24 protein-coding genes are annotated in these 23,722 nt (G+C 38.2%); 21 read left to right on the top strand and 3 right to left on the bottom strand.

Annotated elements, in window-relative coordinates:
- Positions 1-109: 109 nt before the first annotated feature.
- Positions 110-178 (bottom strand): alpha-1/alpha-2 family phenol-soluble modulin, encoded by a 69-nt coding sequence (locus EL101_RS13825; RefSeq protein WP_373364898.1) that lies wholly within the window; start codon positions 176-178, stop codon positions 110-112.
- A 434-nt stretch (positions 179-612) separates the two neighbouring features.
- Between EL101_RS13825 and EL101_RS09030 the strand changes: the two genes are divergently transcribed.
- Positions 613-744: a beta-class phenol-soluble modulin gene (locus EL101_RS09030; protein WP_096540577.1), complete on the top strand. Its 132-nt coding sequence runs from the start codon at positions 613-615 to the stop codon at positions 742-744.
- Positions 745-1,075: 331 nt separating this feature from the next.
- A complete protein-coding gene (locus EL101_RS09025) occupies positions 1,076-1,762 on the top strand; it encodes a YjjG family noncanonical pyrimidine nucleotidase (protein WP_096596152.1) in 687 nt (228 codons plus the stop codon).
- Between the two features lie 199 nt (positions 1,763-1,961).
- On the opposite strand, the gene EL101_RS09020 is transcribed toward EL101_RS09025, so the two are convergent.
- Positions 1,962-2,411: an N-acetyltransferase gene (locus EL101_RS09020; protein WP_096596153.1), complete on the bottom strand. Its 450-nt coding sequence runs from the start codon at positions 2,409-2,411 to the stop codon at positions 1,962-1,964.
- A gap of 132 nt (positions 2,412-2,543) precedes the next feature.
- Between EL101_RS09020 and bshC the strand changes: the two genes are divergently transcribed.
- From bshC to EL101_RS08950, 14 genes are all read left to right on the top strand, one after another.
- Positions 2,544-4,157, top strand: a complete 1,614-nt coding sequence (gene bshC / locus EL101_RS09015; protein ID WP_096596154.1) for a bacillithiol biosynthesis cysteine-adding enzyme BshC — start codon at positions 2,544-2,546, stop codon at positions 4,155-4,157.
- A 146-nt stretch (positions 4,158-4,303) separates the two neighbouring features.
- On the top strand, positions 4,304-4,735 hold the full coding sequence (gene mraZ / locus EL101_RS09010) for a division/cell wall cluster transcriptional repressor MraZ (protein ID WP_014614186.1): 432 nt from the start codon (positions 4,304-4,306) through the stop codon (positions 4,733-4,735).
- Between the two features lie 17 nt (positions 4,736-4,752).
- Entirely contained in the window at positions 4,753-5,688 is a 936-nt protein-coding gene (gene rsmH, locus EL101_RS09005; protein ID WP_096596155.1) for a 16S rRNA (cytosine(1402)-N(4))-methyltransferase RsmH, read from the top strand.
- Positions 5,689-5,706: 18 nt separating this feature from the next.
- On the top strand, positions 5,707-6,093 hold the full coding sequence (gene ftsL, locus EL101_RS09000) for a cell division protein FtsL (RefSeq protein WP_096596156.1): 387 nt from the start codon (positions 5,707-5,709) through the stop codon (positions 6,091-6,093).
- Complete coding sequence (locus tag EL101_RS08995; RefSeq protein WP_096596157.1) at positions 6,074-8,227, top strand: penicillin-binding protein; 2,154 nt, start codon at positions 6,074-6,076, stop codon at positions 8,225-8,227. Before ftsL ends, EL101_RS08995 begins: the two co-directional genes overlap by 20 nt.
- A 183-nt stretch (positions 8,228-8,410) precedes the next feature.
- Positions 8,411-9,376, top strand: coding sequence for a phospho-N-acetylmuramoyl-pentapeptide-transferase (gene mraY, locus EL101_RS08990; protein ID WP_096596158.1), 966 nt, complete (start codon positions 8,411-8,413; stop codon positions 9,374-9,376).
- Complete coding sequence (gene murD, locus EL101_RS08985) at positions 9,377-10,726, top strand: UDP-N-acetylmuramoyl-L-alanine--D-glutamate ligase (protein ID WP_096596159.1); 1,350 nt, start codon at positions 9,377-9,379, stop codon at positions 10,724-10,726.
- A 15-nt stretch (positions 10,727-10,741) separates the two neighbouring features.
- Entirely contained in the window at positions 10,742-11,632 is an 891-nt protein-coding gene (locus tag EL101_RS08980) for a cell division protein FtsQ/DivIB (protein WP_096596160.1), read from the top strand.
- A gap of 216 nt (positions 11,633-11,848) precedes the next feature.
- Positions 11,849-13,249, top strand: a complete 1,401-nt coding sequence (gene ftsA / locus EL101_RS08975) for a cell division protein FtsA (RefSeq protein WP_096596161.1) — start codon at positions 11,849-11,851, stop codon at positions 13,247-13,249.
- 29 nt (positions 13,250-13,278) lie between these two features.
- Positions 13,279-14,451 carry a cell division protein FtsZ gene (ftsZ, locus tag EL101_RS08970; RefSeq protein WP_019165662.1) on the top strand — a complete coding sequence of 391 codons (1,173 nt, stop codon included), beginning with the start codon at positions 13,279-13,281 and terminating at the stop codon, positions 14,449-14,451.
- Between the two features lie 152 nt (positions 14,452-14,603).
- A complete protein-coding gene (pgeF, locus tag EL101_RS08965) occupies positions 14,604-15,416 on the top strand; it encodes a peptidoglycan editing factor PgeF (RefSeq protein WP_096596162.1) in 813 nt (270 codons plus the stop codon).
- The gene (locus EL101_RS08960) at positions 15,417-16,091 is read left to right on the top strand and encodes a YggS family pyridoxal phosphate-dependent enzyme (protein ID WP_096596163.1); all 675 of its coding nucleotides are present in this window, start codon (positions 15,417-15,419) and stop codon (positions 16,089-16,091) included.
- Positions 16,092-16,096: 5 nt separating this feature from the next.
- Complete coding sequence (locus EL101_RS08955) at positions 16,097-16,657, top strand: cell division protein SepF (protein ID WP_096596164.1); 561 nt, start codon at positions 16,097-16,099, stop codon at positions 16,655-16,657.
- A gap of 11 nt (positions 16,658-16,668) precedes the next feature.
- Positions 16,669-16,962 (top strand): YggT family protein, encoded by a 294-nt coding sequence (locus EL101_RS08950; RefSeq protein WP_015728996.1) that lies wholly within the window; start codon positions 16,669-16,671, stop codon positions 16,960-16,962.
- A 428-nt stretch (positions 16,963-17,390) separates the two neighbouring features.
- Here the strand turns inward: EL101_RS08950 and rbsU are convergent, their stop codons facing one another.
- Positions 17,391-18,272, bottom strand: a complete 882-nt coding sequence (gene rbsU / locus EL101_RS08945) for a ribose/proton symporter RbsU (RefSeq protein WP_096596165.1) — start codon at positions 18,270-18,272, stop codon at positions 17,391-17,393.
- A 359-nt stretch (positions 18,273-18,631) separates the two neighbouring features.
- Here rbsU and EL101_RS08940 point away from each other — a divergent pair, with 359 nt between their 5' ends.
- The 5 genes from EL101_RS08940 (at position 18,632) to EL101_RS08920 (ending at position 23,682) form a co-directional block, all read left to right on the top strand.
- Positions 18,632-19,441 carry a MurR/RpiR family transcriptional regulator gene (locus EL101_RS08940; protein ID WP_096596166.1) on the top strand — a complete coding sequence of 270 codons (810 nt, stop codon included), beginning with the start codon at positions 18,632-18,634 and terminating at the stop codon, positions 19,439-19,441.
- A gap of 111 nt (positions 19,442-19,552) precedes the next feature.
- Positions 19,553-20,476: a dihydrodipicolinate synthase family protein gene (locus EL101_RS08935; protein ID WP_096596167.1), complete on the top strand. Its 924-nt coding sequence runs from the start codon at positions 19,553-19,555 to the stop codon at positions 20,474-20,476.
- Positions 20,477-20,502: 26 nt separating this feature from the next.
- A complete protein-coding gene (locus tag EL101_RS08930; RefSeq protein ID WP_096596168.1) occupies positions 20,503-22,044 on the top strand; it encodes a sodium:solute symporter family protein in 1,542 nt (513 codons plus the stop codon).
- 19 nt (positions 22,045-22,063) lie between these two features.
- Positions 22,064-22,519 (top strand): NanQ anomerase/TabA/YiaL family protein, encoded by a 456-nt coding sequence (locus EL101_RS08925; protein WP_096596169.1) that lies wholly within the window; start codon positions 22,064-22,066, stop codon positions 22,517-22,519.
- A 26-nt stretch (positions 22,520-22,545) separates the two neighbouring features.
- On the top strand, positions 22,546-23,682 hold the full coding sequence (locus EL101_RS08920) for a Gfo/Idh/MocA family protein (RefSeq protein WP_096596170.1): 1,137 nt from the start codon (positions 22,546-22,548) through the stop codon (positions 23,680-23,682).
- The last annotated feature ends 40 nt before the right edge of the window (positions 23,683-23,722 follow it).

The raw sequence follows: 23,722 nt of genomic DNA, 5'->3' as shown, positions 1-23,722 counted from the left end.
TGAAATGTCGCACATGTTGAGCCGTTTTGTTGTAAAGAGGAATCGAAGTGCTATTTTTCTCACTAAACAAAAAAAGGCCGGACAATTCAATGTCTCAGCCTTTGTCGGATTATTTTTTGAATGTATCGATTAACCCTTTAATTAATTTAATAATGCCTAAAATGATATCTGCCCACATCATAGTGATGACCTCCTCTTTGTTTATTTTGTAACTTCATTTTAAACGATAAAGTGTATTAAAAGGGGGATATGGCCTAACTCGTTAATTTGAATGCTTAAGTGTAAATAAAGAAGTTTTCTTTTTACAGTTAGGCATTCAATCGTTGCCAATATGTCAATGATAATCAAGAAACTACATATTTTGATGAGTTAAATTTACAAGTTATCTTGATTTAACTTTATAGATGTTTTACAAAAGTAATTATTATATTTTAGAAAACAGTTGGGCATCTTAACTGTTAAAAATGACGGTTGTTTTAGACGGTTAGGAATGCTAACTAATGAGTTGAGAAAGATTGACGGCAATATTTATAAAATGCGTTATAGTTAGTTCAACAAAGCAAACAGTTCAATGCTTTGTAATACAAATTATCTTTATGGAGGGGTTCTATTATGACAGAATTAATCGACGCAATTAAAAGCACAATCGAGGCAGGTATTAACCATGATTGGGTTACATTAGGTACAAGCATTGCTGAAATCGTGGCAAATGGTATTAATGTAATTAGCGGCTTCTTTGGTTAATTAATCGTTTCTACTTTTGACAATTGAACATCAACTTTCCTTAACAATAAATCAATTCAAATGTCGAGTAGGTCTTAGGCGAATACGGTTAAGATGATGAACTCGCTATTGATAGAGATGATATGTTTCGTGCGCGTAGGGTGAACGTTAGCGCTGGAATGTATCATCTCTTTTTTACGTTGAATGACATGTCGAAGTGTGCGATCAAACCGCTCCACTCTGTCATCGTTTTAACGACCCACTCTATTTCCATCAGTGAAATCGTATGACAGTTAATGCATATTTTGATACGCTTAGGAAGATTCTTTTGACATTCGGGAGGCGTGAAAGTATGGGTTATAAAGTGATTTTATTCGATTTTGATGACACATTGGTAGATTTTCATGATGCTGAAGTGCAAGCATATGGGCATTTAATGCGTCATTATGAAGTGCCATCACATTTACATGATTATCATCGTTTTAAAGAGATTAATCAAAATCATTGGGAAGCATTTCAACGTGGAGAAATAACGAAAGCGGAAGTGTTGCGGCATCGTTTTATAGCAACTTTTGAGACGTATGGTATGACAGTGAATGGTCAAGAAGCGGATATCGTCTTTCGTGATGGGTTGGCACGCGCACCGATTAAATGGCTCGCTGGTATGATGCCAATGTTAGAAGCACTGCATTCACAGTATGCTTTGGCGATTGTGACAAACGGGGTAACGGATACACAAGAGCGACGTATTGCGCAAACGGATTTACATACAGTGATAGATCACATTTTTATTTCTGATAAAGTAGGGGCACAAAAACCGAATGTTGGATTTTTTGAAGCGGTCTTTGAAGTGTTTGATCAATATGATAAAAAGGATTTCTTAATTGTAGGGGATTCACTTACTTCTGATATTCAAGGTGGCATCAATGCAGGAATCGATACATGTTGGTTTAATCATCGACAACTTGAAAATAAGACGGCTATTCAACCGACGTATACGATTGAGCATATAACAGCGTTAAAAGAGATTTTAATGTAACTGAAGGCATTGGCCATGATGGTGATGCTTGTGGTGTCAGTTTAAGGTGATTGGATTTCCAAAAAATAGATCAACATTTTTTGAAAATCGAATCACCCCCAACTTTTTTGAGGTGATTCGGGAATGTTTTAAAGTTAAAGTGTGTTTTTAACAGGTGTTCCGAACAAGAAGAATGGTACACCACTATCAACTTTAAAATTTATTGTTGCGGTTCCCAAACGAGGATATCGTGACCATCATCGTTTTTGGCTTCTAAATCTTTAAAACCATTTTTAATAAAGAAGTTTTTAGATTCATTTCTCGCAATCGCTTTAATAGGAAGGTCAAATGATTTTGCATATGCAACTAATGCAGAACCGTACCCTTTACCTTGATATTTTTTAAGTACTTCAAGTTTCCAAACGACGAGATAATCGTCAAAGTTCGGGAAAAATGTTTCTTCTACTTCACCTTTTCGATAAAGTGCCATACGTGCGCCAATTTTTTCCCCAACATAAATACCGTAAAATGGTGATTCAGAACTGGCATCAATCATCTCGCCGTGCAGTTCATTCACCATATATAAATCTTTGTTGCCAAAATTTTGACGAAAGTCTTCAAAAAGTTCCTCTGTTTTGTAGTTAATGTCAAGGTGTTCAACTTTTGTCATGTGATTACCCCCCTTGTCTTTATTAATTCAATTATAGCTTATTTATTTTAAATTTTGAAGCAAGCCGTTAGATTGTCATGTGAGAGTGGAACCTTTATACTGTTATGGAATACTGTTTAAGGAGAAATGAGCATGGATTGTTTAAATATTACAGTCAATGAGTCGGATCAATTTATTAACCGTTTAAAACAACAAGATGAAAATATATTGCAATTTTTTGATTATGATCCGGTAAAAGAGGAAAGTTATGCACGCCGTATGCAACAACCTAACAATGGTCGAGAACATGAAATGGCGAAAGTTGTGCGCGCGTATATGGCGGATTTAAACCTTTCTGAAGCCCAACAACGTGCACTCGATGCTTTAGAAAATGGCGCAAAAGTCGTCGTAGGAGGTCAACAAGCGGGGTTATTTACCGGCCCACTTTATACTTTCCATAAAATTATTTCCATCATCGTTAAGGCCAATGAATTGGAATCTACATATGAGACGCCGGTCGTTCCAGTCTTTTGGATTGCAGGTGAGGACCACGACTTTGATGAAGTCAATCATACGTATGTGATGCAACAACGAACAGGGACATTGAAAAAAGTGAAATATCATACGATGACACCACCAGAATCCAATGTGTCACGTTATGCCCCTGATAAACCGGCATTGAAACAAGCATTGACTGATTATTTTGCAGCATTACCTGAAACACCGCATTCGAAAGCATTGTATCAACAAATTGCTCATTTTATCGATCAAGCAGACAATTGGACATCGTTATTCAAACAAATTGTGCATGAATGTTTTAGTCAATCAGGCCTATTATTAATTGATGCCCAATTTGAACCGTTACGTAAGCTAGAAGTGCCGTTGTTCAAACAAATCATTCAACATCATGAGCAGATTGACAACGCTTTTCGAACGCAACAACATCATACGGGCGCTGCTGGATTAACACCGATGATTCAAACCGATACGAATGTCCACTTATTTATGCATGAAGAGGGGCAACGTCAGTTATTAAAGTATGAAGATGGTGTCTATCGTTTAAGTAAATCGGATGTCACGTTCAGTCAATCAGCGTTATTAGAAAAAATTGAAGCGACACCAGCAGATTTTTCTAACAATGTGGTCACGCGTCCGCTTACCGAAGAATGGTTGTTTAACACTGTCGCATTTATCGGTGGACCGAGTGAAATTAAATACTGGGCGGAGTTGCAAACAGTCTTTCATGAAATGGACATTGAAATGCCGATTGTATTGCCACGCTTACGTTTCACATATGTGACACCTAAAATTGAAAAATTGTTAGCGTCCTACGATCTTGATTTGGCAGATATCATTGCGAATGGGACGGAAACAGCCCGCCAACGTTTTGTACGTGCACAAGCATCTGATGAGGTACTTGCGGAAATGCAACAAATGCTCGACCAGCAACATGCCTTTTATGAGCGTTTGCAAGCACAGTTGAATGATTCGGAAGACCAGCGCAAGTTACTGAAAAAGAATCATCAAATTCAAACCCATCAATATGAATATCTACAGTCACGTTATCTTAAAAATATTGAGCGTGAAAATGAAATTAGTATGCGACACTTCCATTTATTGTCACAAACATTGCATCCAATGGGAGGATTGCAAGAACGTATCTGGAATCCGCTCCAGTTATTGAATGAATTTGGGATGGGGATGTACACGTCCTCCACTTTCCCTCCACTTCGTTACACTTTTGAACAATATGTCATTAAAACGTGATAGTATCAATGGTTCTAGAGCTCTTCTTAACATGAGAAGGGTTCTTTTTTTGTGTCTATTTTGATAAATATTGGAGATTTTTACAGAATTAGTGGAGCATAGTGGTGAGATGTGGTAAATTAGAATAAAGGTGAGGTGAAAATAAAATGTTCATGGGTGAATACGAAAATAAACTCGATGCTAAAGGCCGTATGATAGTACCATCAAAATTTCGTTATGACTTGAATGAACGTTTTATTCTCACAAGAGGCCTTGATAAATGTTTATTTGGTTACACGCTTGAAGAATGGCAAACGATTGAGGAGAAAATGAAATCCTTACCTTTAACTAAACGTGATGCACGTAAATTTGTGCGCATGTTCTTCTCAGGTGCTATCGAAGTGGAAATCGATAAACAAGGGAGAATTAACATCCCAGCGAAATTAAGAGAGTATGCACATCTTGACAAAGAATGTACGGTGATTGGTGTATCAAATCGAATTGAGATTTGGGATCGCAACACTTGGAATGATTTCTATGATGAATCTGAAGAGAGCTTTGAAGAGATTGCAGAAGACTTAATTGATTTTGATTTTTAAAAAATGGAGGGTTCGCGGTGTTTCATCACATTAGCGTGTTATTAAAAGAAACTGTAGACCAACTGAATATTAAAGAAGATGGCGTCTATGTTGATTGCACGTTAGGTGGCGCGGGACATTCGCAATATCTTCTGAATCAATTATCGGATGAAGGTCGATTGATTGCGATTGATCAAGATATGACGGCAATCAATCATGCTAAAGAACAATTGCAACAAGATTTACATAAAGTCACCTTTGTACATAACAACTTTAGAAATTTAGCCAATATATTAGCTGAATTAAACATAGACAAAGTGGATGGCATTTTATATGACTTGGGTGTTTCGAGCCCGCAACTGGATGTACCAGAACGAGGGTTTAGTTACCAACATAATGCCAAGTTAGACATGAGAATGGATCAAACGCAACCTCTTTCCGCTTACGAAGTTGTCAATACGTGGTCTTATGAAGCACTCGTGAAGATCTTTTTTCGATATGGAGAAGAAAAATTTTCGAAACAAATCGCACGAAAAATTGAAGCAAGACGACAGCAACAACCGATTGAAACCACTTTTGATTTAGTAGCGTGTATTAAGGAAGGGATTCCAGCAAAGGCACGACGTAAAGGTGGCCATCCTGCGAAACGCGTATTTCAAGCGATTCGTATTGCAGTGAATGATGAACTTGCTGCATTTGAAGATTCATTAGAACAAGCGATTGACCATGTGAAAGTGAACGGACGTATTTCTGTCATCACGTTCCATTCATTAGAAGATCGTTTATGTAAGCAAATATTTCAAGAGTATGAAAAAGGGCCAGATGTCCCGAGAGGATTACCCGTACTTCCAGAAGCGTACACACCTAAATTGAAACGTGTGAACCGAAAACCAATCGTAGCGGATGGGACAGACTTAGAAGATAATCATCGTGCGAGAAGTGCAAAACTTCGAGTAGCCGAAATATTAAAATAGAGGGGCGAAAAAGAGACTATGGCTGTAGAAAGAATATATGATACCTATCAACCGCAAGTCGAACCACAGAGAAAACAATCGACGCAAAAGCAAAGCATCAAAAAGCAAGTTGTCGTCAAATTAACACGGTTTGAAAAGATGTTATACATAACACTAGTTACGATTATTGCTGTCATCAGTATCTATATGCTATCTTTAAAAATGGATGCGTATGATACGAGAGGGAAAATTGCAGATTTAGATCAAAAAATCGAAAGGCAAACAAGCCAAAATAGCGCATTAAAGTCTGAAACAATGGAAAATTCATCGTACAAACGCATTTATAAAAAGGCTGAAGATCAAGGGATGAGCTTGAAGAACGACAATGTAAAGGTAGTGCGTAAAGATGGCGAAACGAAAAATTAAAATTAAAAAAAATAAGCTAGGAGCAGTCCTCCTGATGGGTGTTTTCGGGCTGCTCTTTTTTCTTTTGGTTTTAAGATATGGCTATGTGATGTTGACAGGACATTCGTCAGGGGAAGACTTGATCGCCAAAGCAAATGGAAAATACTTATCTCATTTAGATGAAGATGCTGAACGAGGTAAGATTTATGACCGTAACGGCAAAGTTTTAGCAGAAGATGTGGACCGTTTCCGTTTGGCAGCAGTCATTGACCCACAAGCAAGTAAAGATTCGGACAAACCGCGTCATGTTGTGGATAAGAAAAAAACAGCTAAAGTTCTCGCTAAAATTATCGATATGCCTGAAAAGGACATCGAGAAGCGTCTCAACACGAAAAAGGCTTTCCAAGTCGAGTTCGGCCGCTCGGGTCAAAATCTGACTTATCAAGATAAAGAAAAAATTGAAAAAGCGAATTTACCTGGTATTACACTTTATCCAGAAGTGAAGCGTTTTTACCCGAATGGTAAGTTTGCTTCACACTTGATTGGCATAGCGCAAAAAGATCCCGATACCGGCAAGTTAAAAGGGGCTTTGGGCGTTGAAAAGATTTTCGATAGTTATCTTACAGGTAAAGCCGGCCACACGTCCTTTACGAAAGATATTTGGGGTTATATTATCCCGAATTCGAAAAATGAAGTCGCACCGCAACGTGGCGATGATGTGCATTTAACGATTGATTCTAACATTCAAGTCTTTGTGGAAGAAGCATTAGATAAAATGGTTGAGCATTATGAACCAAAAGACATCTTTGCCGTAGTCATGGATGCGAAAACTGGTGAAATTTTAGCTTATAGTCAACGTCCAACATTCAATCCAGATACAGGTGAAGATTTTGGTAAAAAATGGGCGAACGATTTATACCAAAACACGTATGAACCAGGTTCGACATTTAAAAGTTTTGGTTTAGCCGCTGCGATTCAAGAAGGCGAATTTAAACCAGACCGTAAATATCAATCGGGTTACAGAGATATTCAAGGGTCACGTATTTATGACTGGAATAAGAAAGGTTGGGGCGAAATTGATATGAGTCTCGGCTTTACGTATTCATCTAACACTTTGATGATGCGACTTCAAGATCTTGTCGGCGCAGACAAAATGAAATCTTGGTATGAAAAATTCGGCTTTGGCAAGTCAACGGGAAGTTTGTTTGATGGTGAACAATCCGGTAATATTGCCTGGGAAAATGAATTGATGCAAAAAACATCTGCGTTCGGTCAATCGACAACTGTCACGCCGGCACAAATGTTGCAAGCGCAATCGGCATTTTTCAATCAAGGCGAAATGTTACGCCCATACTTCGTCCAATCCATTGTGAATCCTGTGACTAAAAACACATATTATGAAGGTCAGCGCGAAGTTACGGGCAAACCGATTAAAAATGATACAGCGAAGAAAGTGAACAAACAATTGGATGAAGTGGTGAACAGTGAAGATAGCCATGCGAAAAACTATCGTGTCGACGGTTACCGTATTGGGGGTAAAACAGGTACCGCACAAGTGGCTGACCCTGAAAATGGCGGCTACGTGAAAGGACCTAACCCATACTTTGTAAGCTTTATGGGACATGCGCCAAGTAAAAATCCACGTGTGGTCGTCTATGCAGGGATGAGCCTAGCGCAAAAGAACGATCAAGAAGCATACGAAATGGGTGTCAGCAAAGCATTTAATCCGATTATGAAAAACACTTTACAATATTTAAATGTCGGCGATAATGAAGTAGATGACAGTAAAACGAAGATCAGCAATGTTCCAGATGTTGAAAATCGTAACGTCCAACGTGCTGAAGATGAGATTAAGGGTAAAAAGCTCAACCCAATTGTCATCGGTAACGGTAAAAAAGTTGTGAGTCAATCGCCGTCATCAAACGGTCAATTATTGCCAAATAGTAATGTCCTCTTGTTAACTGAAGGCGATCTAACAATGCCGGATATGACAGGATGGACAAGAGATGATATTGTGGCTTTCCAATCATTGACAGATATCAAAATTGATGTCAAAGGCAGTGGTTTTGTGAAGTCGCAATCAAAACCACCACAGTCAGCGATAGATAAAAACACGAAACTTGAAGTAACGTTAGATTCCCAAAAAACAGAATAAGCAACGTGATAAACAAACACTGTGCGAAGGGCTATCACAGTACGTTGATGTTTATGACGGTGTAAACTGCCATGAAAGCAATCGCTTCAGTCGACGTATACGAATACACGCATTGAAGTGATTGCATTATGTGCAGAATGTATAAAAATGTGAGCAAAAAGAAGAGAAGATAAGGAGAATATTATGGGATTGATTAGCGCAATTATCGCATTTGTTATTACAGCAGTTTTAGTACCAATTTTGATTCCGACATTAAAAAGGATGAAATTTGGTCAGAGCATTCGTGAAGAAGGTCCACAAAGTCATATGAAAAAAACAGGTACACCAACGATGGGTGGATTAACATTTTTAATTGGTGCAATTGTTACAACGATAATCGCAAGTATTTTTGTAGAACCAGCAAGTCCATTGCTGTTACTGCTCTTTGTCACAATTGGTTTTGGTTTAATTGGCTTTATTGATGACTATATTATTGTAGTGAAGAAAAATAACCAAGGGCTCACAAGTAAGCAGAAATTTTTAGCACAAATTGCCATCGCAGTCATTTTCTTTATTGTCGCTAAAGGTTTCAACGCATTTGATTTTTCTACAGATATTCACATTCCGTTTACAGATGTGAGTATCCCGTTATCATTTGCTTATGTAATTTTTATCGTGTTCTGGCAAGTTGGTTTTTCTAATGCCGTGAACTTAACAGACGGTCTTGATGGTTTAGCAACAGGATTATCTATTATTGGTTTTACGATGTATGCCATCATGAGTTTTGCACTTGAACAACCAGCAATTGGCGTATTTTGTATTATTATGGTCGCAGCTTTAGCCGGCTTTCTTCCATACAATATTAACCCAGCGAAAGTGTTCATGGGGGATACAGGAAGTTTAGCGCTTGGGGGTATTTTCGCGACAATTTCAATTATGTTAAACCAAGAAATATCATTGTTATTTATCGGTCTCGTTTTCGTACTAGAAACATTGTCAGTGATGATTCAAGTGACATCATTCAAATTAACAGGGAAACGTGTCTTCAAAATGAGTCCATTACATCACCATTTCGAATTAGTCGGTTGGAGTGAATGGAAAGTTGTAACTGTATTCTGGTCAGTAGGATTAATGACCGGTTTAATCGGTTTATGGATGGGAGTGAATTAATTGATACATTATACAGGGCTTAGAGGTCAAAAAGTACTCGTTATCGGCATGGCGAAAAGTGGCTATGAAGCAGCAAAATTATTACATCGTTTAGGCGCTGAGGTGACGGTGAACGATGGCAATGATTTATCAAACGATGCTCACGCGAAAGATTTAGAAGACTTAGGTATTAATGTCGTTAGTGGTGCACATCCGCTTGCGTTATTAGATGAGGCACCGATTATTTTCAAAAACCCAGGCATTCCATACACAGTCCCTATTATTCATGAAGCACAAAAGCAAGGGCTAAAAATTTTAACAGAAGTAGAATTAAGTTATTTAATTTCTGAAGCACCGATTATAGGCATTACCGGTACAAATGGTAAAACGACAGTGACATCATTAATTGGTGACATGTTTAACAAAAGTCGCGAAAATGGGCGTTTATCAGGAAATATTGGTTTCGTCGCATCGAGAGTCGCACAAGAAGTAAAGGCAGATGAGTATTTGGTGACGGAATTGTCGTCGTTCCAATTGCTCGGTATTGAACATTATCGACCGCACATCGCAATCATTACGAACCTTTATTCAGCGCATTTAGATTACCATGAAAATCTTGGAAACTATCAAAATGCGAAAAAGCGTATTTTTGAAAATCAAACGGAAAGCGACTATTTAATTTTCAATGATAAACAAAGACATCTCATCGATACATCGAAAATTCGTGCTAAAATTTTATACTTTTCAACGCAACATCGTGTTGACGGTATTTATGTTGAAAAAGAGTATATTGTTTACAACGGTGTACGTCTCATTCATTTAGATGATATCGTCCTACCAGGTGAACACAATTTAGAAAACATTTTAGCAGCAGTCATGGCGGCGATTTTAGCAGGGGTGTCCATGAGTGCTATCGTCCAATCGTTGTCTACATTTTCAGGCATTGTACACCGTCTACAATACATCGGCAATAACAAAACGAATAAATACTACAATGATTCTAAAGCAACGAACACATTGGCGACACAATTTGCGTTAAGTTCATTCAAGCAACCTATCATTTGGTTATGTGGTGGTTTAGACCGTGGGAATGGTTTTGACGAACTGATTCCTTATATGAACAATGTGCGCGTAATGGTGACGTTTGGTGAAACACAAGATAAATTTGTGAAGCTAGGCGAGAGTCAAGGGAAGTATGTCATTCGAGCAAACGATGTGACAGATGCAGTGACTAAAGTCCAAGATGTCATCGAACCGAATGATGTCGTCTTATTATCGCCTGCTTGTGCAAGTTGGGATCAATACGATACCTTCGAACAACGTGGAGAACGTTTTATTGAAGCTTTCAGAGCACATTTGCCATCACATTAAAGGATGTGACGATTGATGACAAAAGAAATACCCAAGATTAATAACGAATATTTAAAAGAAAAGAGAAAAAAACAACGTATTCAGCAACGTCGGGTTCAACGGATTATTGTCGGGATACTCGTTGTCATTGTTTTATTGATCCTGGTTTATATGTTTACACCTATCAGTCACATTAAAAGTGCTGACATTAAAGGGAACCATTATGTGTCTAAGCAAGATATCTTGAAAGAGTTGGATATTCAAAACCATCCACGCATTTACGCGTATAGTTCTGATGATGCTGAGGCGCGTTTGAAAAAGAACGCATTGATTGATGAAGTGACGATTGAAAAAGGGCTGTTCAATCCGATTGAAGTCAACATAAAAGAGCATGATATCATTGCAGTCACGACAGAAAAGTCACGTGTGGTACCTATGATTGAAAATGGCAAAGTGTTAAAAGATTATAAACAGGAAGTACCGAATGAAGCACCTTACATTGAAGGATTTAAAGGTGCTGAAAAACGCAATCTCGTTGATGCTTTACAAAAAATGGATCGAACGACGCGTGCACAAATTTCAGAAATTGTGAGCGCACCACAAAAAGATCAACCCCATTTAATTAAACTATTTATGCGTGATGGGATTGAAGTCGTTGGGAATACGAACACCATTGCTAAGAAGTTGAAATACTATCCAAGTATGTCACAGGCGTTAGAGAAAGATGAAACAGGTAAATTGAAAAAATCAGGCTTTATCGATTTATCCGTCGGTGCGACATTTATTCCTTATGACAATGTGAACAACGGACAAACAAGTTCAGCGAGTGCCAAAGAAGTTCAAAGTGGTACGGCGAGTGAAGACAAAGCTAAAGATGATTTACAAAAGGCTTTGAACAAGATTAAAGATGAAGAATCATCGGAATAGCAAGGCTGAGGCTCAAAAATATTTTGATATGATAATGATTTTTGAGCCGTCATCTTCCTTGCAAATAGATGATTGCGCATTACAAAAAGATTACATTAATATATAAATGTGATAAAAAGTTGAAATTCAACTGTGTTTATAGTTCACATTGATAGTGTGTTATTGTAAACTTAAAATAGCTTAATTATGTAAAGAAATGTCAGGAGGTGCCTATCTATGGAAGAGCATTATTATGTTAGTGTAGATATCGGCTCATCAAGCGTGAAAGCGATTGTTGGTGAAAAATTTCATAACGGAATTAATGTGATAGGTACAGGGCAGACCTATACAAATGGAATCAAGAATGGTTTGATTGATGATTTCGACCTTGCTAAACAGGCGATTAAAGATACGATAAAGAAAGCTTCAATCGCTTCAAGCGTAGATATTAAAGAAGTATTTTTAAAACTACCAATCATTAGTACTGAAGTTTTTGATGAAACAAATAAAATCGAATTTCATCAAGATACAGAAATTAACGGCACACATATCGAAGAGGTGCTTGAAGGGATTCGCGAAAAAAACACGGAACCTGAAACGGAAGTCATTGATACATTCCCAATTCGCTTTATTGTGGATGACAACAATGAAGTTTCAGATCCAAAAGAACTTGTCGCGCGTCACTCTTTACAAGTAGATGCAGGCGTCATTGCGATTAATCAATCGATTTTAATTAATATGATTAAATGCGTAGAGGCTTGTGGTGTGGATGTGTTAGACGTTTATTCTGATGCATTGAATTACCGTTCAGTATTAACTGCGACTGAAAGAGAACTCGGCGCATGTGTCATTGATATCGGTGAAGATTTAACTCAGATTGCGTTTTATGAACGTGGAGAGCTCGTAGATGCGGATGTCGTGTTTATGGCAGGGCGTCACATCACAGAAGATATTGCACAATTTTTAAATACTACATATGATACAGCAGAAAAGATTAAGCAACAATACGGACATGCGTTTTATGATTCAGCTTCAGACCAAGATGTGTTTACTGTAAACCAACTTGACTCTGATGAACCTGCACAATTTACGCAAAAAGAGCTGAGCGATGTCATTGAAGCACGTGTTGAAGACATTCTCATTAAAGTATTCGATGTTTTACAAGAGTTAGGCTTAACGAAAGTCAACGGTGGATTTGTAGTGACAGGGGGTTCCGCTAACTTACTTGGCGTAAAAGAATTACTTCTCGATATGGTGAATGAAAAAGTACGCATTCATACACCTTCACAAATGGGAGTAAGAAAACCAGAATTTTCTTCAGCAATTTCCACAATTTCTAGTAGTATTGCTTTCGATGAGCTATTGGATTATGTTACAATTAGTAATCATGATAATGAAGAAATTGAAGAAGAAATCATTGAAAGCGATTCAAAACGACAAGAACATAAATCAAGTGGTTTTGAGTCATTCTTCAAGAAAAAAACAAAAAAACAACAATCACAAGACACGGCAAATTCTGAATTTGTCGACGATGATACTTCGGAAGAGGTATATGAAGACATTGATGGACATGAACACGGAGAACCTAAACAAGAAGAAAGTAAGTTCAAGAAGATTATGAAATCACTGTTTGATTGATTGGCTACAAAGATTAGGAGGAAATTTAAATGTTAGAATTTGAACAAGGATTTAATCATTTAGCGACACTTAAAGTCATCGGTGTCGGTGGTGGCGGTAATAATGCTGTTAACCGAATGATTGACCACGGTATGAACAATGTTGAATTTATTGCAATTAACACAGATGGACAAGCTTTAAACTTATCTAAAGCAGAATCTAAAATCCAAATTGGTGAAAAGCTAACACGTGGATTAGGTGCAGGTGCGAACCCTGAAATTGGTAAAAAAGCTGCAGAAGAATCACGTGAACAAATTGAAGATGCGATCCAAGGTGCAGACATGGTATTCGTTACTGCTGGTATGGGTGGCGGTACTGGTACAGGTGCAGCACCTGTTGTAGCCAAAATCGCTAAAGAGATGGGCGCTTTAACAGTGGGTGTTGTGACACGTCCATTCAGTTTCGAAGGTCGTAAACGTCAAACACAAGCTGCTGCGGGTGTTGAAGCAATGAAAGCTGCTGTTGATACTTTAATTGTCATTCCTAACGATCGCTTGTTAGACATTGTAGACAAATCTACACCAATGATGGAAGCATTTAAAGAAGCTGACAACGTATTACGTCAAGGTGTACAAGGTATTTCTGATTTAATTGCAGTATCTGGTGAAGTGAACCTCGACTTTGCTGACGTTAAAACAATCATGTCAAACCAAGGTTCTGCATTAATGGGTATCGGTGTATCATCTGGTGAAAACCGTGCAGTTGAAGCGGCTAAAAAAGCCATTTCTTCTCCTTTACTTGAAACATCAATCGTAGGTGCACAAGGTGTGTTAATGAACATTACTGGTGGCGAATCATTATCATTATTCGAAGCACAAGAAGCTGCTGACATTGTACAAGATGCTGCAGATGAAGATGTGAACATGATCTTTGGTACAGTCATCAACCCAGAATTACAAGATGAAATTGTTGTTACTGTTATCGCAACAGGTTTTGAAGATAAACCTTCATCACAAGCACGTAAACAAGGTCACTCTGGCTTTGGTACAAGTGCCGCGCCAACAAGCTCAAAAGAATCTAGCTTCGGTGGAGGGCATACAGGTCAAACTTCAACACAAGATAAAGAAGTTGAAAGTGGACGTAGCCATACGACAGCGGACGATGATATTCCAAGCTTTATTCGTAACAGAGAAGAAAGACGCTCAAGAAGAACACGTCGTTAATCGTGTGATATGTTGAAATATAAAGTACACCTATCAACAGGATAAAGTGTGATATTTATCTTGAATAGGATGTCAAGAACTGCTAGGACAATTGTCACTTCATCAATGTCCTAGCAGTTTTTAATAGATAAAAGGAAAAAGGAGGGGTTAAGATGGAATTATTTGTGAAAAAGGCGCATCATTTGTCTTATCAGCCGAGTTTGGCACAAGGTGTTCAAATCGGTATCACGACGAGAGATGATGGTGTGAGTGCATATCCAACCGCAGCATTCAACATGGCAAGATATATTGATGATCAGCCGGAAAATATTACCCATCATCAGGAAGTGTTGGCACAAGAAATCGGTATTCCGAGAACGCAGTGGGTCTTTCCAATACAGACGCACGAAGCGCATGTCGTAGAAGTGACTCGCGCAGATCGTGGTAAAAATATCGATGCACTTACGAAAGACACACTTCATGGTATCGATGCGATGTTCACATATGATGAAGATACGATGTTGACGATGTGTTATGCAGACTGTGTGCCGATTTACTTTTATAGCCCTTCACATCATTTTATTGCTTTAGCACATGCAGGTTGGCGTGGGACTGTCGCAACCATTGTACATCGTGTGCTAGATCAATTTCCTTATGATTACAACGACTTATATGTGGTCATTGGTCCAGCAACTTCCGACAGCTATGAAATCAATGATGATATTTTCAAGCAATTTCAACAACTGCCGATTGATAGTGCTGCCTATATTGAAACGCGTGGCGAAGACCGTCATGGCATTGATTTGAAATATGCGAACCAATTATTGCTAGAACAATACGGCGTGCCACGTGACCATATTTATCGTACAGAATATGCAACTTCTGAAGACTTGGATTTATTTTTCTCGTATCGTTTAGAAAAAGGAAAAACGGGAAGAATGTTAGCATTTATTTCTCAATCATTGAGTGAAAGTGGAGATGATTAAATGTCAGTGAAGATAAACTTAGAAGAAATAGAGCAAACCATTACTGAAAATATGACTTTTCGCAAAGACGCAACAAGACCTCGCGTGATTGCTGTCACAAAATATGTTACAATAAACCGAGCAAAAGAAGCTTATGAAGCAGGCATTCGTCATTTTGGTGAAAACCGCATCGAAGGTTTTTTAGAGAAGAAAGCAGCTTTACCAGACGATGTTCACATGCATTTTATTGGCTCTTTGCAGTCACGTAAAGTGAAAGAAGTCATTAATGACATTGACTATTTACATGCATTAGACCGTCAAAGTTTGGCCAAAGAAATTAGTAAACGCGCAGAACATGAAATCAAATGTTTTGTCCAAGTGAACGTTTCAGGTGAAGCATCCAAACATGGCATTGCTTTAGAAGAGGTCATCCCCTTCATTGAAATGTTAGCGGACTATGATCCTATTCGTGTTGTAGGTCTGATGACGATGGCACCATACACAGATAATGAAGCTGAATTAGAAGACATTTTTGAAAAACTTAAAAATAAACGCGATGAAGTCCAATCATTGAACCTTACATATGCACCTTGTACTGAACTTTCGATGGGTATGAGTAATGATTATCATATTGCCACGAAAAAGGGTGCCACATTTGTTAGAATTGGAACGCGTCTTGTAGGAAAAGAGGAGTGAATCCATTGGCTATAAAAGATTTGTTCAACAATTTTTTCACAATTGAAGAAGAGGAAGATGAAGATTTCATTCAAGAAGAAGAACGCCGTCGTGAACGTGAGCAACAGCAAGCGCAACAACAAGGGAACAAACAACAATCTGAGCGTCCAAGAGCAGTCCAATCCGTACCAAAACGTCCAGCGTCACGTTCTAAATCTTCTCAAAATGATAAACAGTTGCAAGTTGCCCAAAAACAAGAGCAAGGGAATGTGGTGAATATGAGCCCAACACAAGATACTTATCAAAATGGTAGCTCTAAAATGTGTTTATTTGAACCACGTGTATTTTCTGATACACAAGACATTGCAGATGAATTGAAAAATCGTCGTGCCACACTTGTGAACCTTCAACGTATTGATCAAGTTTCTGCAAAACGTATTATCGACTTTTTAAGCGGAACCGTTTATGCAATTGGCGGCGATATTCAACGTGTTGGTGCAGATATTTTCTTATGTACACCAGACAATGTTGAAGTTGCGGGTAGTATTACCGACCATATCGAATCTATGGAAAATCATTATAAATAAGGGAGTATGCTATGAACATCGAGTTATTAACCTCCATCCTTGAATTTCTATTATTCATTGTTAAAGCTTACACATTTGGAATGATTATTTACATTTTTATGTCGTGGTTACCAGGTGCAAGAGAAAGCGCAGTTGGCAGATGGATGTCAAAAATTTATGAGCCATTTTTAGAACCATTTCGACGTATCATTCCGCCATTAGGTCTGGTTGATATTTCACCAATTGTAGCCTTTTTAGTGCTCAATTTGTTTGAACGTGGACTTGTAGCCATTTTTAAACTTATTTTGCATCAAATCTATTCATAAAATACAGGATGATCCATAGACTGTTCAGACGTTATAACGACGTATTTGAACAGTCTATTTTTTAATGTGAGTTATGATGTGAAAAAGCATTAAAATGTAAGGGTGTAGGGTACAAATTGTTTTGGTGAGGCAGGGACATAGAAAATTTTGATGCCATTGAAGCATTGTTTTGTATCCCATTCCCGCCTCATTTTCCGACTGTTTTAAAATGATTAATGAATCATAAATCTATGAAGGGATATCTAAACACCTTAAAGCCCCATCATTGATTACACAAAAGTGAATCAATGGTGGGGCTTTGCCGGAAGTTCACTGTTTAAATACGATGTTTATTCAATGAAATACTTAAATAAGCATTTATTTCTAAGTGCGAGATAAACGTATGATTTTATCTTGCACTGTTTTTATTTACCTCGCTGTATAGGCGATTATTTAATAAATACAGTGACTGTTGCTGCAGATAAAATCAAAATTAAACCAATGATTGTGATCAACATTTCTTTTGAAGTTTTGCGTTGATTCAAGAAATAAATGCCTGTTAATGTCGCTAAAACAACTGAAGTTTGAGACAAGATGAAACCTGTTGCTAAGCCATTCATATTAGGTTGTGCTGAGATTAAATATGTCAATGCTGCGAAAGCAAAGAAGAAACCTGAAATAATTTGTAACCAAGTGAATTTCTTGTTGAATGGATTGTCTTTTTTCATTGTCATTAAACCGTAAATGACAGCAGCCAATACCATTCCAATGGCTTGTGGTAAGAATGCGACTTTACCTCCAATGTCTGTTGCTTGTGGTGCTGCAGAGTAGAGCCAATAGCCAATTTCACCGATTAATAGGATAACGACTGCTTTTCTCAAGTTACTACTTTTTGTTTCTTGCGCATCTTCACTCCAAACTGTCATCCATGCGCCAATTAAAATCACAAGTAAAGCGGCAAAGCCAATCAGTTTATTTGTAAGGCCTGGCCAGTTACCTAATGCGAATACACCCCAAAGTGATGCACCGAGTAATTGGAAAGCCGTAGTGATAGGCATTGCACGAGAAGAACCGATATATTCAAATGCTTTAAAAGTCATAATTTGACCAAAACACCAACCGGCTCCAGAGAGTAAGGCGAAAAATAAATCCATCCCTGTTGGAAATTGACGTCCTGAAAATATAAAAAAGGCAATCGCGAAAATCAGTGTCCCAACAGTAGCACCGATAATCTGATTGACTGGTTTACCTCCAAATTTTGATGCGATTGTAGGAAAAAGACCCCAACCAATGAGCGGTCCTAAACCAATTAATAGTGCGACCATGTTCATTACTTACACTCCTCTAGTTCTATTAAACATTTTGTCTTTCATTAACAAGTCCACGTTAAAAAATATACCATTTCTATATGAATACATAAACTAACATTTACTGACAATCAAAACTATTATTTAGGAAATTAAAAAATTGAAACAAACTTGTCACATATATCAGCAAAGAAGGGGCATTTGGGTAAGAGAGAGAGTAAATTAACGTGTTAAAAATGAAGCAGAAGTCGATCTAAAATGATTTCTAATTAATATTAGTTTTACTCTGAAACTCGTTTCTAAAATAATAGTATTGCTTGAAAAAAAGAACAGAACGGCATACAATTATTTATGTAAACGCTTACAACAACGAGGTGTGAACAATGAGGTTTTATAAAGTACTCGTTCCGATGATTGAATCAAATCTTGAAAATATGACAACGACAGAAAAAGAGGTCGCACAATTTTTTCTGAAACAAGTGACTGTTGAGGATTTATCGTCTGAGATGTTTAGCCACCAACTGCATGTGTCTAAAGCGACATTGACACGGTTTGCAAAAAAGTGTGGTTTCACGGGTTTTAGAGAATTTTTGTTTCATTATAGAGAAATGATGCGTGAAAAAGAGGATATTCTTGCATACAAAGACTTAACACAAAAAGTTTTGTTTGATTATGAAGAGATGCTTCGTAAAAATTATTCAATTATTAATGAAAACCAGTTAGAACATATTAAAGAGATGATCGATCGAGCTGAGCGCGTGTACCTTTATGGAAAGGGAAGTTCGGCACTAGCATTAAAAGAAATGAAAATGAGATTTATGAGACTCGGCATTATTTGCGAAGTGATTGAAGATAATGACATGTTCGTCTGGAATAATTTGTTAGTCGATGCGTCATGTCTCGTGATTGGTGCTTCAATTTCAGGGAAAACGGGGGCAGTACTTACTGCATTGACATCAGCTCACAAAAGAGGGGCTAGTACAGTACTTATGACGACAAAAAATCTTACAGAGCATGAGTTAATGTGTGATGAAATATTACTTTTGGCGGCGAATAAAAATTTAGCATATGGAAATATAATTTCACCACAATTTCCTATATTACTCATGACAGATTGTTTGTTTTCTTACTATTTGGAGGACCCTCAAAGGCGGAAGTACTACGATCAAACCATTATTGATAAAGAGGCATAATGTTCAAATCAAAAAGGGGATGCACATCGTTTTATAAGCATTGCGCAATAAAATATCTATATAAATAATGTGACGAGATTAGCGTGAATGATTGTGGAGAGGAGAATGAATATGAGAGATTTAACAAAGTATGAAGGTATTATTCCGGCATTTTACGCATGCTACGACGAAAATGGAGAAGTCAGTCAAGAACGCGTACGCCAACAAGTGAAATATTTAATTGAAAAAGGTGTAAAAGGCCTTTATGTCAATGGTTCTTCAGGGGAATGTATTTATCTAACTACTGAAGAACGTAAACAAATTATTGAGGCAGTGATGGATGTCGCGAAAGGTAAAATCACCGTGATTAACCATGTCGCGTGTAACAACACCAAAGAGAGTGCGATTTTAGCGGCGCATTCTGAACAACTCGGTGTCGATGCGATTGCGGCGATTCCACCGATTTACTTTAAATTACCAGAATATTCAATCGAAAAGTATTGGAATACGATCAGTGAAGCGGCACCGAATACAGATTTTGTGATTTACAATATTCCACAATTAGCGGGTGTTGCGCTGACGAATCAGTTGTATGCGGCGATGCGTAAAAACCCTCGTGTGATTGGCGTGAAAAACTCTTCTATGCCTGTACAAGACATTCAAACGTTTGTGGCGGCTACGGGTGAGGACTATATCGTATTTAACGGTCCAGACGAACAATTTGTCGGTGGTCGCACGATGGGCGCGCAAGCTGGCATTGGCGGTACATATGGTGTGATGCCAGACTTGTTTGTGAAATTGAATCAACTCATCATTGATCAAGATATGGCGCAAGCACAAGCACTTCAGTTTATGATTAATGACATCATTTCAAAATTAGTGTCTGGACATGGCAATATGTACGCAGTCGCAAAAGAAGTGCTCAGAATCAATGAAAATGTAGATTTAGGCTCAGTGCGTGCACCGTTAGAACCATTGACAGAAGAAGATAAAGTCATTGCACAACAAGCAGCTGACATGATTGACGTGACAAGACAACGATTTCTTGCATCTTAGTGAACGATCATAAAGGAGTGTTGAAAATGAATACGACTGGTTTTACATTAGTAGATTTAATAGTGTTAATTGTTTACTTACTCGCTGTTTTAGTAGCAGGGCTCTACTTCTCGAAAAAAGAAATGTCAGGGAAAGAATTCTTTAAAGGGGATGGCTCGGTCCCGTGGTATGTGACGTCAGTATCTATTTTTGCGACGATGTTAAGTCCTATTTCATTTTTAGGGCTTGCAGGGAACTCTTATGCAGGCAGTTGGATTTTATGGTTTGCGCAGTTAGGGATGCTCATTGCGATTCCATTAGCGATTAAATATGTGCTTCCAATTTTTGCACGCATGGATATCGATACGGCTTATGATTATCTTGAGCGACGTTTTGAAGCAAAATCGTTACGGGTGATTTCAGCGTTATTGTTTATCATTTATCAACTCGGACGGATGTCAATTATTATGTATTTACCCTCAATTGGGTTGGCGAAATTAACAGGTATTAATATTAATATTTTGATCATTCTTATGGGTGTGATTGCAATTATTTACTCATATACTGGAGGGTTGAAATCCGTACTTTGGACAGACTTTATTCAAGGAGTCATTTTATCTGCTGGTGCGCTTATCGCTTTATTCGTATTGATTAAAGATATTGATGGCGGTATGGGGGCGATTACAGAACAACTGACACACGGCAAATTTATTGCACCTAGCGAAAAATGGTTTGATCCGAACATTTTATCAGGCTCGATTTTCTTAATTGTATTCGGTTCAGGTTTAACAATCTTCTCATCTTATGCTTCTTCTCAAGATTTAGTACAACGTTTTACGACAACACAAAATATTAAAAAGCTAAATAAAATGTTGTTCACAAACGGTGTGTTATCATTAGGGGTAGCGACAGTGTTCTATTTAATTGGAACAGGTTTATACGTGTTTTACCAGCTTCAAAATGTGAGTGAAGCAACAAAAGCGATTCCGCGAGATCAAATCTTTATTTACTTTATCGCATATCAGTTACCGGTTGGGGTGACAGGTATTATATTAGCCGCGATTTATGCAGCAGCTCAATCCACGATTTCAACAGGTTTAAACTCAGTAGCGACATCTTGGACTTTAGATATTCAAGAAGTGGTTGCGAAAGAAATGTCTGATAAAATGCGTACACGGATTGCGCAAACCGTTTCATTGCTAGTTGGTATCTTTTCTATTTTAGTGGCGATTGTGATGGCACATTCTGATATTAAATCCGCGTACGAATGGTTCAACGGCTTTATGGGTCTCGTACTCGGCTTACTTGGTGGTATTTTCATTTTAGGATTTGTCACTAAAAAAGCGAATAAACAAGGGGCTTATGCGGCATTAATTGTTGCGACAATTGTGATGGTGTGCATTAAATATGTGTTACCTCCAGAAGCAGTCAATTACTGGGCATATTCATTCATTTCAATCAGTGTGTCTTTAGTGGTAGGTTACGTTGTGTCATTATTAACTGGAAACAAAGCATCAGCACCACAATTTACAACGATTCATGACATCCCTGAAATTCTTGCAGATAAGAGTTGGGAAAAACGTCATTAATTAAGGAGAGGTGTTCGGAATGATTGTTGCAGAACGTGAAGATTTGAAAAGATATATTGCGGTGAATCCACATTTCAGAAAAGTTGTAGATTTTCTCCAGAATACGGATTTGACGACACTTGAACTTGGCAGAGTGGAGATTGATGGGGACAATGTGTTTGCGAATTGTATGTCTTATGTGGCAGATGGTGTGCCCGGACAACAATTTGAAAATCATCAAAAGTACATCGACATTCATTTAGTGCTAGAAAATACAGAAAAAATTGCGGTAACGTCACCACAATTTGCTGAACAGACATCAGCTTATAATGAGGCGGATGATTTTGCGCTATTTAAAGGTGAACAATATCAATTGGTGGATATGACACCGTCGAATGTGTTGATTACATTTGAAGAAGATTTACATCAACCGAAAATTGGCAATAACGCGCAACCTGTGAAAAAGCTCGTATTTAAAGTGTTAGAAAATCATTAATTCTAGTGGAAAATGAGGGGGAAACTATGGTCAATTATGGCATTGTCGGTGCGGGTTACTTTGGTGCTGATTTGGCACGTTCACTCGCAAAAATGGCTGATGCACATGTCACAGCAATATATGACCCAGAGCATGGTGAAACGATTGCGACAGAACTCGGTGCAGATCATTGTGAAAGTTTGGATGCGCTTGTGTCTCGTGATGATGTCGATTGTGTCATTGTCGCATCACCGAGTTATTTACATCGTGAACCTGTCGTCAAAGCTGCTGAACACGGTAAACATGTCTTTTGTGAAAAGCCGATTGCGTTAAACTATGAAGATTGTCAAGCGATGGTCGCAGCGTGTGAAGAAAACCAAGTGCTGTTTATGGCGGGTCACATTATGAATTTCTTCAACGGTGTGCATCATGCGAAAGCACTCATTATGGAAGGCAAAATTGGAAAAGTGTTGTACTGTCATGCAGCAAGAACAGGTTGGGAAGAGCCACAACCCACTGTCTCATGGAAAAAACTGCGCGATCTGTCGGGTGGCCATTTATATCATCACATTCATGAACTGGATTGCATTCAATTTATGATGGGTGGGCTCCCAGACAAAGTAACGATGGTCGGTGGCAATGTGTATCATCAAGGTGAACAATTTGGCGATGAAGATGATATGTTACTCATCAATTTAGAATACGAAGATCAACGCTTTGCAGTTTTAGAATATGGCAATGCGTTTCGTTGGGGCGAGCATTACGTCTTGATTGAAGGGACATTAGGCGCCATTAAATTAGACCTTTATCATACAGGTGGCACGTTACGTGTGAAAGGTGAGGGTGAGTCACATTTCTTAATTCATGAAACGCAACAGGAAGATGATGAACGGACAGCCATTTATACAGGACGTGGCATGGACGGCGCAATCGCATATGGTCATCCTGGTGTCAGAACGCCACAATGGTTACAAACATGTATCGATAAAGAAATGGCTTATTTGCACCATATTTTACAAGGCGGCACTATAGATGACGCTTATGTGAAGTTGACGAATGGTGTGGCAGCCCTTGAATCGATTGCGACAGCTGATGCGTGCACGTTATCACTGAAAGAGGATCGCAAAGTCAAACTTTCAGAAGTTGTAGCTGTCCCATCATCGTGTGATGTGAAAAAGGCATGACACGCCATTCATTTTACAGGGCAATATACTCACTTGTTAT

It is taken from the genome of Staphylococcus delphini, assembly GCF_900636325.1.
Taxonomy (GTDB): domain Bacteria; phylum Bacillota; class Bacilli; order Staphylococcales; family Staphylococcaceae; genus Staphylococcus; species Staphylococcus delphini.
The sequence above is the reverse complement of the archived record's forward strand: the minus strand, read 5'-3'. Positions and strand labels throughout refer to the sequence as shown.

Excerpts from the sequence above, each read along its gene's own strand:
- ftsZ (WP_019165662.1), top strand. The coding sequence starts at position 13,279 with ATGTTAGAATTTGAACAAGGATTTAATCATTTAGCGACACTTAAAGTC.
- EL101_RS09020 (WP_096596153.1), bottom strand. The coding sequence starts at position 2,411 with ATGACAAAAGTTGAACACCTTGACATTAACTACAAAACAGAGGAACTT.
- bshC (WP_096596154.1), top strand. The coding sequence starts at position 2,544 with ATGGATTGTTTAAATATTACAGTCAATGAGTCGGATCAATTTATTAAC.
- EL101_RS08935 (WP_096596167.1), top strand. The coding sequence starts at position 19,553 with ATGAGAGATTTAACAAAGTATGAAGGTATTATTCCGGCATTTTACGCA.
- EL101_RS08950 (WP_015728996.1), top strand. The coding sequence starts at position 16,669 with ATGAACATCGAGTTATTAACCTCCATCCTTGAATTTCTATTATTCATT.
- EL101_RS08930 (WP_096596168.1), top strand. The coding sequence starts at position 20,503 with ATGAATACGACTGGTTTTACATTAGTAGATTTAATAGTGTTAATTGTT.
- mraZ (WP_014614186.1), top strand. The coding sequence starts at position 4,304 with ATGTTCATGGGTGAATACGAAAATAAACTCGATGCTAAAGGCCGTATG.
- EL101_RS08925 (WP_096596169.1), top strand. The coding sequence starts at position 22,064 with ATGATTGTTGCAGAACGTGAAGATTTGAAAAGATATATTGCGGTGAAT.
- EL101_RS09030 (WP_096540577.1), top strand. The coding sequence starts at position 613 with ATGACAGAATTAATCGACGCAATTAAAAGCACAATCGAGGCAGGTATT.
- ftsL (WP_096596156.1), top strand. The coding sequence starts at position 5,707 with ATGGCTGTAGAAAGAATATATGATACCTATCAACCGCAAGTCGAACCA.
- rbsU (WP_096596165.1), bottom strand. The coding sequence starts at position 18,272 with ATGAACATGGTCGCACTATTAATTGGTTTAGGACCGCTCATTGGTTGG.
- EL101_RS08995 (WP_096596157.1), top strand. The coding sequence starts at position 6,074 with ATGGCGAAACGAAAAATTAAAATTAAAAAAAATAAGCTAGGAGCAGTC.
- pgeF (WP_096596162.1), top strand. The coding sequence starts at position 14,604 with ATGGAATTATTTGTGAAAAAGGCGCATCATTTGTCTTATCAGCCGAGT.
- EL101_RS08960 (WP_096596163.1), top strand. The coding sequence starts at position 15,417 with ATGTCAGTGAAGATAAACTTAGAAGAAATAGAGCAAACCATTACTGAA.
- EL101_RS08980 (WP_096596160.1), top strand. The coding sequence starts at position 10,742 with ATGACAAAAGAAATACCCAAGATTAATAACGAATATTTAAAAGAAAAG.
- mraY (WP_096596158.1), top strand. The coding sequence starts at position 8,411 with ATGGGATTGATTAGCGCAATTATCGCATTTGTTATTACAGCAGTTTTA.
- EL101_RS09025 (WP_096596152.1), top strand. The coding sequence starts at position 1,076 with ATGGGTTATAAAGTGATTTTATTCGATTTTGATGACACATTGGTAGAT.
- EL101_RS08940 (WP_096596166.1), top strand. The coding sequence starts at position 18,632 with ATGAGGTTTTATAAAGTACTCGTTCCGATGATTGAATCAAATCTTGAA.
- EL101_RS08920 (WP_096596170.1), top strand. The coding sequence starts at position 22,546 with ATGGTCAATTATGGCATTGTCGGTGCGGGTTACTTTGGTGCTGATTTG.
- ftsA (WP_096596161.1), top strand. The coding sequence starts at position 11,849 with ATGGAAGAGCATTATTATGTTAGTGTAGATATCGGCTCATCAAGCGTG.